Source organism: Kiloniella majae (genome assembly GCF_002118315.1).
In the GTDB taxonomy this organism is placed as follows: Bacteria; Pseudomonadota; Alphaproteobacteria; order Kiloniellales; family Kiloniellaceae; genus Kiloniella; species Kiloniella majae.
The window spans coordinates 114,072-125,948 of record NZ_MTSZ01000001.1; the positions used below are offsets into that span (position 1 = coordinate 114,072).

Here is an 11,877-nt window from a genome sequence, read left to right on the forward strand (position 1 = left end):
CAGGGAATTATTCGGGAATGTTGTTAGGTATTGATACGGGTGGCACCTATACGGATGCGGTTCTTTTCACAGAAGAAGGCGGTGTGCTGCGGACCGCCAAGTCACTGACAACCAAACACGACCTGTCCATCGGCATCTGTGATGCGGTCAACCGGATTATGGATCGCGAAGGCGACCAGATCCGCATGGTATCCCTGTCCACCACCCTTGCCACCAACGCCATTGTCGAAGCTCATGACAGCCCGGTCTGTCTGATCATGATCGGCTATGACAAGGGGTCACTCGACCGATCCAACCTCGGCACCGCCATTGGCAAGAACCCCTATGTCTTTATTGATGGCGGGCATACACCCCTGGGGGATGAGCAATCCCCGCTGGATATCGACGCAGTGAAACGGGCCATTGACGAACACGCCCCAAATGTATCCGCCTTTGCGGTTGCGGGCTATTTCTCGGTGCGCAATGCATCCCACGAAGAAGCCGTCCGCAACCTGATACTGGAAAAGACAGACCGCCCGGTGACCTGTGCCCACGAACTGTCATCGGGGCTGGATGCCCCGCGCCGCGCCCTCACCGCATTCCTGAATGCACAGTTGATCCCGCAACTGCATCAGCTGATCCATTCCGTCGATATCATGTTACAGGAAAAGGGCATCAAGGCCCCCGTGATGGTGGTCAAGGGCGACGGGTCACTGATATCTGCGCAAACCGCGCTGGAACGTCCGGTTGAAACTATTCTGTCCGGTCCTGCAGCCTCTGTGGTCGGGGCCAAGTATCTCTCTGGCGCCAGCGATGTCTTTGTGGTCGATATGGGCGGCACCACCACCGATATCGCGATCTTGATGGATGGCGAACCCAAACTCAGCGAAGAAGGCGCCAACGTCGGCGGCTGGCGCACCATGGTCAAGGCCGTCGCCGTCAGCACCTATGGACTGGGCGGCGACAGTGAAGTCGCCCTCAACCGCCCTAAAAAGGGCCTTACTATTGGTCCTCGACGGGCTTATCCCATTAGTCTGTTGGCGCAACAACACCCCGGGGTTCTGGGAGAACTACAACAACAGCTCCGTAATGATCGCATTGGCGAGCACGACGGGCGCTTTGCCCTGAAGCTGCGCGAACTCAACACCGCCCTGACCAGCCTGTCTCGGCTGGAGCTGGAAATATGGGAAAGTCTGGCCGATGGCCCCGTTGCCCTGAACAAGTTACTGGAACGTCCGGCCATGGCTGGCCCCTTGCAACGATTGATTGATCGCGGCCTCGTGATTAATGCGGGCCTAACCCCAAGTGACAGCAGCCATATACTGAACAAACAAAACAACTGGACCCGCGATGGCGCCCTGCTCTGCGCGCAACTGTTTTTAAGACAATCCCAGCGCGATAATTACCTGTTGGGCGTCACCCCCGATGACCTTGCGGAAATGATTTATCAACAAACAATCGTTCAGGCGGGTAAAACCATTCTCGATACTGCCTTTATCGAAGAAAACATTCCGCAGATGACCAATACCCAAAGTCTGGGCATGGCCCTGCTGGACAATGCGCTGCGAAACAAAGCAGATACCGATAAAGGCGACAGCAAAGGCACCTCTCCCCTTTTGGACTTTACCGTCAAACTGGGCAGAGGCATTGTGGCAACGGGCGCGCCGTCAGCCATCTATTACCCGGAAATCACCGCGCGCCTGAACACCGAACTGAACCTGCCGGAAAACGCCGATGTGTCAAACGCAGTCGGTGCCGTTTGCGGCGGCGTTGTCCAGAAATACACCGTCATGATCTCCTCCCCCGAAAAGGGCCGCTTCCGCACCCATATGGGCACCGAGCAAAAGAACTTCACCGTCGCGCAAGACGCCATCGACTACGCCAAATCCCACGCAGAAGAAAAGGCCTATCAAATGGCAGAGGAAAGCGGTGCCACAGATATCATCGTAGAGGTCGACCAGTTCGATAAAATCATCACCGACGCCGGCGGCGACCAACTCTTCATCGAAAGCGCTATTATTGCAACGGCGAAGGGGCGGCCTGTTTTGATGGGCTGATGGGGGTCGCAAAACATCATCATAGGTTGTATTTTCAGTATTTTCCTATACTGTTTGATTTGTTATTGGAACGTCTGCTTCCAACCCATAGCGGTCCTCATCGTTCAGATGGCAGAACGACAACTATGCATACAAAGTTACTGTCGCCCTATAAATGTGCTAAGGTAGCAAAATAGAAGGAGATCAATGTGGTGCTCATCCGTGCTTGTCCAATTCTTCCAAGTTCTGATTTTGAGACGACGAAAAAATTCTACAGCGATTTAGGATTCGAGTTTGGGTCTGAATATCTCGAAGAAGGATATTTGATCCTTCATCGAGATAAGATTGAGTTGCATTTTTTCAAGTCCCCTCAACATGTTGCAGAAACTTCAGATCATGGTGTTTTTGTCAGGGTTGATGACGCTAGCGTTCTTTCCAACGAATACAAAGCTCTAAATTTACCAGTTGAAGGCATCCCGCGGTTTACGGAAGCCGAAAACAAACCTTGGGGTATTTGCGAGCTAGCAGTCATCGACACTGATGGCAACTTGATTCGAGTAGGTCACATTATGGATACCTGATCTGGTAAGTTTGGGCTCAGAGTTGTCGTTCGCTTCGAATTCAACTAACTTCCGCTTCTGGCACTAAGCAGCTAAAAAACATACTGTAACCGTCCCAGAACAAACTTTTACCATCACCCCAAAATCACACCGCTTGTCACTCCACTAATCATCGCCCCGGTATTAATCGGGTGGTATATTGGCATTGGCGGGCGGGTGGCGTTTTCGACCCTTCGGTGGATCCATTGTCGGTCTTCCATGCGTCGTAGGGACTGTGACAAGGCGCGGTCTGTGATGGTGGATAGATTGCGCTTGATCTCACTGAATTGACTTGGCTTTTGTAGGGTTGCCAGAACGGGCAAGGTCCAGGATCTGCGTATCAAGTCCTGCTCTGATTCTTCCGAAACATCCAGAATTTTACTCGCCATTTCGGCTGCGACTTTGCCCAGCGGGGTCAGGCGGAATTCCGGGCGCAGGGGGTGCCCGTGGCCGGGGTTGCGTTCCAACAGGCCGATATTGATCAGATGATCCATACTTTGTGCGAAGGCCGTTCGGCTTGCGCCCGTTGCGCTCAGCAAGGGGGCTTGCCGCCCCGGAACGCCAGCGTGGAGCTTTGCAAGGATGGGCAGCGCCCATGCCCGTGATGTGATGTTGACAAATACATTTATGTCCATAAAGTATAGTTACTATATTTTAAGAAGACAAGAAAGCCCTAAAGGAAAAACCCCGGAAATGAAAAGCTCAGTAAAGGAAAAGATATGTCGCTCGTAAATTTGAATGAAATGATCACAATTGCAATGTCGGTCACTGACCGTCACAAAAGTGCGGATTGGTACCAGGAAATGCTCGGCTTTGAGCTTATGTATCATGCGGATGAAGCCGGCTGGTCAGAGATTAGAACCAACACACAAAACGTGACAATCGGTCTGGGCGAACACACAAAACCGGCACCGGGAAACTGTGTTCCTGTGTTTGGCATTCCTGACCTTGATGCCGCACGGGGCAAGATGGAAGATGCCGGCGTTCGATTTGATGGCCCAACAGACGTGGTTGAAGGCATGGTCAAAACGGCGACCTTTTATGACCCCGACAACAATGCGCTTATGCTTGCCGAAGATATATCAGGGGATTGATCTGGGGCTGTGGGCTGATAGGCCTTAGGCCTCGTTCTTTTTGAGGCTATTCTCTGAACTTCTTTATTGGAGCTCGTTATCAGGGCCAGTATGGGCGGCGAACCACCCTATACTGGCCACCCCATATTGGCCGATAATTTTCTTATAGTTCTATAACAACTTTACCAACGGCGTTACCACTTGTCAGATGGCTATAGGCTTCGTTCACATCCATGAAGCCAAAATGATTTGGATCCACCAAAGGTGTCAGCCCCCCTTGATCCACAATCTCTGCAAGGGTGGATAAGGCAATGTTATGGTCCTCGCGCTTATGATTGTGCAACATTGGAATAAGCATAAACACCACATGAAGGGACAGACCTTTAAAATGTGCCGGAGTTAAATCAAGCTCTGTCATCGCAACGGTTGTTGCAACGTTGCCGTTTAGTGATGCAGCTTCAAAAGAATTAAGCATGTTAGGCCCGCCAACGGTGTCAAAAACAACATCGAAACCAGCGCCTTTGGTATATTGAGCCACATAATCAGAAACGGCTTCTTCCCGGAAATCAATGGCCGTTGCGCCATAGCCTCTAATCGCGTCAAGCTGTTCCGTGCCGGTTCCTGTGGCGTAAACATCTGCGCCAAAATATTTTGCAAGCTGAACAACAACATGTCCAACACCACCAGCGCCGCCGTGAACAAGGATCATTTGCCCGTTTTTGGCCCCTGCACGCTTTAGACCTTCAAGTGCCGTAATACCAACCAGAGGAAGCGCAGCGGCTTCGCGCATGGACAGACCTTTAGGCTTACGAGCAATCAAATTAGCATCAGCAAGTATGAATTCCGCTAAGGCCCCTTGCAATTCAGCAAGACCGCCCGCACAGCCATACACTTCATCACCGATGGTATACTCTGTTACCCCTTCGCCGACAGCCTCTACCGTTCCAGCAAAATCCATTCCAAGAACAGCAGGTAAGTCGGGTGCTATGGGTAAGTTTTCTTGCCCCATTTCCCGGATCATCGTATCGACGGTATTAACGCTTGTTGCAGAAACTCGGACGATTACGTGGCCAGGCTTAAGTTCTGGGGTTGGTATGTCTGCTTGTTCAAATTTAGCATTCTCACCGTAACTATTAAGAATCATTGCTTTCATAAGTTGGGTTTTCATCATTTGGCTCCAAAGGTTTATCTAGAGCCAATCTAATCACTATCAAAATAGATATAAATGACATTTAAAAGAATTCAGTATTCGTAATATCTATATAATCAAGCATGAGACATTTGACGTCTTAGATCAGGAATAGGTCATCCGGAACGTAAGGCAGATGCGCTCGCCAGTTGGCTTGTTGGTCTTGGGGATCTGATGCAGCCAGTAGTGTTGGGTTTCGCCCTTCATCAATAACAGATTGCCCGCTTTCAGGTTGATATCGAACGGCAAGGTCGCGCCTGATTTTGGCTTGAATTGAAAAATCCGATCTCCGCCAAAGCTGAGCGAGGCGATGGCCGGGTTTGTGCCCAACTCTGCTTCGTCATCCGCATGCCACGCGACGCTATCACGCTCGTGACGGTAGAGATTGCAAAGCGCGCTGTTATAGGTAAACCCGGTTAAGTGTTCCACCCGTTGCTTAAGGCTTAACAGCAAAGGCGTCATCGGCCTTGCCGGCATGTGCAGACGCGAATAGGTATAGTCCGAATCCCCGTACCATTGCTGTAAACGGGGGATCGGCACGGTCCGACCATGGAGGGAGATATGCGCTTGCTGCCAATCCAGGTCGGCTTTCAGCAGCTCAAAAATCTCTGCACTTTCATCAGTCGAATAGGCATTGGGAAAACAGGAAATATCGGCTTGTGGGGCAGGATAGTGAATCACCTTCGTATCCGGTGTGTCCGGTGTATCTGGCAATCTACCCTCCCCCACTTAGCGTAACGAACCTATGAAGTGGCTGTCTCTTCTGCGTCAGTGTCTTCCTCGAAAACCTCTTCCTCGACGGGCTCTTCCTCTGCTGCCTCGGTCTTTACTGCTTCGGCTTTTACTGTCTGGGACTCTATAGTTTCTGTCTTGACAGTTTCTGCCCAGGCGAGACGGTTGGCTTCGCTATCTTCCTTGTCCCCAAGAAAGTTCTGATAACTATCGGGATCGAAGGTGACGGGAGCCAATATGATGCCTTCTCTTTTAAGCTCTATGCGTGCGCGGGTAATAACCGTGCTGTAGAGCTTGTGATAGCGAAATAGCTTGAAGAAGTCCGGCTTCCATTCTTTAAACACTTTATTGCCGAGGTAACGTATAACGGGAACGCTTTCGGGCTTGCCCTTCGCTTCGACGATATCGTCAACGGTTGCCATAAGGTCTTCGACATAATCCTCGATCGATTCTTCGAGTTTGAGTAGTTCTGTGGCCTTTTCATCAGGAATTTCGGACTTTCCCTGTACCCAGCTAAAAAGATCTCGTGCCGGGACTCTGAGAACGCCAGCGGCCTCGCGGTGGGTCATGCCCATTCCAAAGATAATATCATCCATCTGATCTGGTGTAAGTTTTGACAATTTGTAACGTCCTGTTTTGTATAGGTATTGCTAAAACAACGTAAACAGTAATAGCAATAAGGTTAGCAGGCCTCACCCGTGTTGAAATCAAAGGTATGGTATGAGACCCAATCGTTCTGGCGCCTGTGTAGCATGATCTGGCAGATTATGAACATATTATTTCAAAAGAGTTATGGCGACGGCCAAAGGATAAGCCACAAATAAGAAAATGCTTCTTATCTCTCTGCTTATGACGCAAAAATTTTAATGTGCCACAATTATATCCACAATCCTATTACCTCAACCGCCCCAGAACGATCTTTTCCAGCGTATTAAAGTCTTTGTTGCCGATGTTCACAAAGCGGGCGCCGAGCTTTCCGTGGTCGGCATCGGCACGGCGGATTTCGATATCGATCAAAAAGGGATCAGCTTTTTTCAGCAGGATTTCGAGGCTGACGATATCACCGACTTTAAGGCCCAATCCTTCGATATCCAGCTTTTCACCGTCGTCAACGATAACATCCATATCGCCGTATTCTTCAAGGTCAGTTTCTTCCCCCTTGATGCCAACCCCGCCCGGACTGATATCATTAATGGTCACGCGCACGCCCTTGAGAATGGCATCCAGTCCCTTTAACTTTGCGGCAAGTTTCACTGCGCGGCGATGGTCGCGTCTTCTTTCTTTACTATAAACCGCTACTACCTTCGCCATAAAATCTTAAATCCCATCATTCTAGTCATCCAATCTAACTCTTTCTTATCGTTGTTTCATCGTTCGTGTAGGTCACCTACACGTCTCTCTTCACGCCTTAAGTAAAAGCTAGGTTTAATGACTAACGTTAAAAGTTGCATAAGAATAGCACGAATATATCGGGAAATCATTTACAAAGCCATAGATAAAGCATTAAGGATAATAGATGATTCGCCAAAAAAATAGCTAACAACAGCTCTTCTATGCCTCAAAAACAGACGTCACAAAAACAGACCAAACCAACCGCCAAAGCATCAGGCACATCACCGGACGCAAAGGTATTGGATATCAAGTGGAACGACGTTTCCGTGCGCCAGTGGCGGGACCTCGTGCGCAAGGCAGAGCAATCAAACCTGTTGCAAAGCTGGCCCTATGCACAAGCCGTCTTGTTGACCGAACGTCTGGTCGGAAAATTTGCCACCATTTACTGGCAGGGGCGAATTGTCGGTATCTGTCAGGTGCTGGAACAAAAGCTGTTGGGCGTATTTCACAAGGTACGGCTCTATCGCGGGCCGCTGTGGCTGGAACCCAATATCCCGCAAGAGGTTCACGAATTCTTCTGGGCGGAAATCCAGAAACGCTATCCCGCACGTCCCTGGCGGTTTCGATACTTCCTGCCGGAAATGCCGGATACAGAAGAAAACCGTGCCTTGCTGGCGAAGTTTGACCTCAACCCTATTCAGACCGATGGCTATTCATCGATCTGGCTGGACCTGACTCAGCCCGAAGAAACCCTGCGCGCGAACCTGAAACAGAACTGGCGCAATACCCTTAACCAGTCAGAGAAAAAAGGCCTGTCACTCGATCTGGATACTGAGGGCAAGCACCTGAACTGGCTGTTGAAACTCAGCGAGATGGACAAGATCCTCAAGGAATTCAAAGGTCCAAGCCCCGCGTTGGTTGCGCACCTGAAACGCTTTACCAAAGACCGGGGTGATTTCCTGTTGATGCGTGCCTTACAAAATCCTCAAAAAGGCCAAGATAAAGAAGCTGTCGGTGCCATTCTGTTGTTCCTGCACGAAGGCAGCGCAACCTATCTGGTGGGGTGGAACTCGCAGGAAGGACGCGATGCCCGTGCGCACAATTACCTGTTGTGGAATGCCCTGTTAGAGCTGAAAAAGCGTGACGTCAAATGGCTAGATCTCGGCGGGATCAACCCCGATGACGCCAAGGGCGTCACCTATTTCAAAAAAGGCCTCGGTGGCACCCCCTTTACCCTCGTCGGCAGCTACAACTAGGTGGCGAGAGACACTGTCTGGTTATAACGACTTCTAACTATAACCGATTTACTCTTCCATCTATTTAACTGTTCAATAGTTGCTATACTTGATTTCTGTTCAAGGCGTGAAGAGAGACGTGTAGGCGACCTACACGAACGATGAAACAACCCATGAGATAATTTGGGGAACAGGAGTTAAGTAGAGTCACTATAGGCTTTTCGGATGCGGACGCCGATCATGTTTCCGGCAAGCGCTGCGAACAGCCACACCCAGCCGTGTACACTGCCCGATGCAACGCCGCTGAAAAAAGCACCAATGTTACAGCCGTAGGCCAAACGGGCGCCATAACCCAGCATCAGGCCGCCAATCAGGGCCGTGATAATGCCTTTGGACGTGACGTTCTGTGACTTGCCAAACTTTCCGGCCAGAACCGCCGCGCTCATGGCCCCGGCGACAATACCGATATTGGTAGCAGAGGCATCGCTTTTAAACAGCGACCGGTCAAGGGCCGCCATCCGCCCGGACCAATAGGGAATGTCGGACAGATCCGCGCCAAAGAAAGACACCATCTTCCCACCCCAAAGCGTAATACCAGAGGTAATACCCCATGGATGCCCCAGTAGTGCCAGCATAGCGAAGTTCAGCAAGGCCAGTGCCACAGCGCCCAAAACCAGCGGCCATGGCCCTTCGGCCATACGTTTGAACAGAGGTATCTTGGGTGTGCACTCTGCCTCTTCCAGCATAAAATTTTTGTTTTCGACCCTGCGGACAAAGAGGTAGAGCACACCAAAGACGATCAGATGCAAGATCAAAGCCTGTTCCCATCCCCAGAGGTTCACCATGGATACGGCTTTCCACTTGGGCAGCGTGTGCCAGAACGGCAGATGCACCGTTGCAATGACCGACCCCAGCATAAAAGTAATCAAGGTCACTACCATACGGATACTGCCGCCGCCTACGGTAAAGAGGGTTCCACTGGCACAACCACCCGCGATTTGCATCCCAATGCCAAAGACAAAGGCCCCGACCACAACACCCGTTCCCGCCGGAGCCACAAAGCCCGATGCCCTGTGTCCGAGAATGGTCCCGCTATCAAGCACCGGAAAGAAAAGCGTCACCACAACCGCAAGCATGACAATCTGTGCCTTGAGCCCTGCCCCCCAACGCTCGGTCAGGAAACGTCGCCATGCCGAGGTAAAGCCGAAGGCCGCGTGATAAAGGCTAATGCCGAGGGCAATACCTAACCCCGTCGCGATTGTTGATCGCTGCCCCATATAAAAATACAGCACAACAAGCGCCAACAAAGAGATCGCCAGTGGCAAATACTTGTTTGGAGAGAAAACCTGGCTTGTTTGCGCTTGCATTAAATAGTCCGTTTTATGAGGTTGGGCGATCAGGTTTCGTAGCTGATTTTGAGCTTATCATACCTAGTACTCATCCCTTTTCCTTTCACAATTTTGTCAGACGGCTGTGTCCGACCTGTGAACTGCGTTTGAACACAGAGACAAAAAGCAGAGCTATTCTGCTAGTTTGAGCCAGCACGCGCCTTATCACGGTGATCACAACCACCTAAAACACTAAGGTTTGACATCTTTTGTGCACTGGAAATTGCCCCCCAATGCATGCCATATGGAATTCAAGAATTTATTGAATCTGCTATGGAGGCACCCCGTGTTGTTTGATTGTCGTGGACACGCAGTAACAGCTTTGAATCAAAACGCCGTTGATCACTTTGACAATACAGTCTCCCTCTTTCTTGCCCATTCAAAGAAAACACCCGATGCTCTTGGCCTGACACTGGCCGCTGATCCGCAAATGGTTCTGGCGTTGATTGCCAAAGGTTTTTTCTACAAGATGCTGGCCAAGGTCGAAACCGACCCCGTAGCACTGGAAGCCCTGTTCAAAGCAAAGCTGTCGGTTAGAGAACGCGGCGCAAACCACCGTGAAAGCGAACTACTAACAGCTCTGGAAGAATGGTGTTACGGCAATCTGGATAAAGCAATCCTCAGATTGGATGCCTTACTTGATGACTATCCTCTTGATGCCCTGAGCGTCAAGATTACCCACGCCTGTCAGTTTATTCGCGGGCAAAACCACGGAATGCGGGCCTCGACCACCAAAATCATGAGTTCATGGAACGAAGGTGTTCGCGACTACGGCTTTATTCTGGGCTGTCACAGTTTTGGTCTGGAAGAAACCGGATCTTACGCAGAAGCAGAAAAAACTGGCAAACGCGGTGTCGAGATTGCCCCGAACGATGCATGGGGCACCCACGCAGTTGGCCACGTTCTGGAAATGTCCAACCGTCCGTCCGAAGGTATTAACTGGCTGAAACAGTACCAGAATGAATGGGAGAACTGTAACAACTTCTCGTACCATATGCATTGGCACATGGCGTTGTTCCATCTGGAACTGGGGCAAAAGGACGAAGTTCTTCGCCTGTATGATTCCTATATCCGTAAGGATCACACCGATGATTTCCGCGATATCAGCAACGGCGTGTCCCTGCTCTATCGTCTGGAGCTAGAGGGCGTCAACGTCGGCAATCGCTGGGAAGAAATGGCTAAGCTATCCGCCAATCACGTCAACGATCACAGCCTGGCCTTTGCCGATGCACACTATCTTCTCGCCATCCTGAGCAGTGGCAATACCAAAGCTGCGGACGCCTTTATTGAGACCATGCGCGAGAAAGCCCAGGGCGAAGGCACGACACAGGAAATCTTCCGCAACTTCGGCATGCCCTTGGCAAAAGCTATCCATGCCTGCAAAACTGGAAATGATGCACAATGCGTTGATCATCTGCTGCCCGTCTTTGATGATCTGCAACAGATCGGCGGCAGCCACGCCCAGCGCGACGTGTTCCACAGGCTCCTGATTGATGCATCTATCAGGGCAGAGCGATACTCAACGGCCAAAGACCTTCTCAACACCCGCCTGAAACAACGCCCGGAAAACCCTTGGGCTATGAAAAGGCTGGCAAAAATTCAAACCGCTGCAAAAGTTGAGAAAACATCAGTAAAAAGTGAACATAAAGAACTGGCTTCAACACCAGCGCAGTAATCAATCAATTCCAGATATACACGAAAAGACATTATTCACCTGAAAAAGGCCCGGCTTGAAGCAGGGTCTTTTTAATTCTTCCTGCACTGTATGTCATCCGCATATCTCCATCCGCAGGCATCTATCAATTTCTTTCTCTTGTCTGTAAAATGGTAAAAGAGGGAGACAAAAAAATGCATGAATTTGAAAACATCAACTGGATAGCCGTTCTGGTCGGAACAGTGGTTTCTTTTTTACTAGGATGGGTGTGGTACAGCCCGCTTTTGTTCGTGGAGAAATGGGCAGAAGGGTCCGGTGTAGAACTTGGCAGCGTAGATAAAATGCCTGTCTTTGCCATGGTCACGCAGATACTGGCGCTTTTGGTGCTATCTGTCGTCATCGCGATCACAGCAAGTAACAATGCGCTCTTTACCGCGCTGCTCGCCATATTGGCAGTTGCACTGTTTATTGCCTCTACAGGTAGCTTTGTCCTCAAATCAACCTATGCCATAATGGTTGATTTCTTTTATATCCTGCTGGCTGGTACCGTGATGATTGCCGCACAGAGTTTCCTTTAGGCCCGCTCGTTTTAATCAAGGCTTATCTGGTGAAAATTGGCTAGTGATCCGAGCATAAACAGCTGAACGAAAATAAGTTCAC

12 protein-coding genes are annotated in these 11,877 nt (G+C 50.3%); 6 read left to right on the plus strand and 6 right to left on the minus strand.

The features are described from left to right. Positions 1-17: 17 nt before the first annotated feature. Positions 18-2,036 (plus strand): hydantoinase/oxoprolinase N-terminal domain-containing protein, encoded by a 2,019-nt coding sequence (locus tag BKB51_RS00540; RefSeq protein ID WP_158090099.1) that lies wholly within the window; start codon positions 18-20, stop codon positions 2,034-2,036. Positions 2,037-2,224: 188 nt separating this feature from the next. Further along, complete coding sequence (locus tag BKB51_RS00545) at positions 2,225-2,596, plus strand: bleomycin resistance protein (protein ID WP_085899156.1); 372 nt, start codon at positions 2,225-2,227, stop codon at positions 2,594-2,596. A gap of 113 nt (positions 2,597-2,709) precedes the next feature. Here BKB51_RS00545 and BKB51_RS00550 read toward each other — a convergent pair whose 3' ends face one another. Continuing rightward, positions 2,710-3,249: a winged helix-turn-helix transcriptional regulator gene (locus BKB51_RS00550; protein ID WP_085899157.1), complete on the minus strand. Its 540-nt coding sequence runs from the start codon at positions 3,247-3,249 to the stop codon at positions 2,710-2,712. An 84-nt stretch (positions 3,250-3,333) separates the two neighbouring features. On the opposite strand from BKB51_RS00550, the gene BKB51_RS00555 reads away from it, so the two are divergent. After that, entirely contained in the window at positions 3,334-3,708 is a 375-nt protein-coding gene (locus BKB51_RS00555; protein WP_085899158.1) for a VOC family protein, read from the plus strand. Between the two features lie 142 nt (positions 3,709-3,850). On the opposite strand, the gene BKB51_RS00560 is transcribed toward BKB51_RS00555, so the two are convergent. The 4 genes from BKB51_RS00560 to BKB51_RS00575 form a co-directional block, all read right to left on the minus strand. Then, positions 3,851-4,858, minus strand: coding sequence for a zinc-dependent alcohol dehydrogenase family protein (locus BKB51_RS00560; RefSeq protein ID WP_198946582.1), 1,008 nt, complete (start codon positions 4,856-4,858; stop codon positions 3,851-3,853). A gap of 123 nt (positions 4,859-4,981) precedes the next feature. Then, positions 4,982-5,590, minus strand: coding sequence for an alpha-ketoglutarate-dependent dioxygenase AlkB family protein (locus tag BKB51_RS00565; protein ID WP_198946583.1), 609 nt, complete (start codon positions 5,588-5,590; stop codon positions 4,982-4,984). A 29-nt stretch (positions 5,591-5,619) separates the two neighbouring features. Beyond that, complete coding sequence (locus BKB51_RS00570; RefSeq protein WP_085899159.1) at positions 5,620-6,228, minus strand: hypothetical protein; 609 nt, start codon at positions 6,226-6,228, stop codon at positions 5,620-5,622. A 274-nt stretch (positions 6,229-6,502) separates the two neighbouring features. Further along, a complete protein-coding gene (locus BKB51_RS00575; protein ID WP_085899160.1) occupies positions 6,503-6,919 on the minus strand; it encodes a PilZ domain-containing protein in 417 nt (138 codons plus the stop codon). Between the two features lie 242 nt (positions 6,920-7,161). Between BKB51_RS00575 and BKB51_RS00580 the strand changes: the two genes are divergently transcribed. Next, positions 7,162-8,196, plus strand: coding sequence for a lipid II:glycine glycyltransferase FemX (locus BKB51_RS00580; protein ID WP_085899161.1), 1,035 nt, complete (start codon positions 7,162-7,164; stop codon positions 8,194-8,196). 176 nt (positions 8,197-8,372) lie between these two features. Here the strand turns inward: BKB51_RS00580 and BKB51_RS00585 are convergent, their stop codons facing one another. Next, entirely contained in the window at positions 8,373-9,542 is a 1,170-nt protein-coding gene (locus BKB51_RS00585; protein WP_085899162.1) for a YeeE/YedE family protein, read from the minus strand. Positions 9,543-9,849: 307 nt separating this feature from the next. On the opposite strand from BKB51_RS00585, the gene BKB51_RS00590 reads away from it, so the two are divergent. Then, positions 9,850-11,238, plus strand: a complete 1,389-nt coding sequence (locus tag BKB51_RS00590) for a tetratricopeptide repeat protein (protein ID WP_085899163.1) — start codon at positions 9,850-9,852, stop codon at positions 11,236-11,238. 173 nt (positions 11,239-11,411) lie between these two features. Beyond that, on the plus strand, positions 11,412-11,795 hold the full coding sequence (locus tag BKB51_RS00595; RefSeq protein ID WP_158090100.1) for a DUF1761 family protein: 384 nt from the start codon (positions 11,412-11,414) through the stop codon (positions 11,793-11,795). Positions 11,796-11,877: the final 82 nt, after the last annotated feature.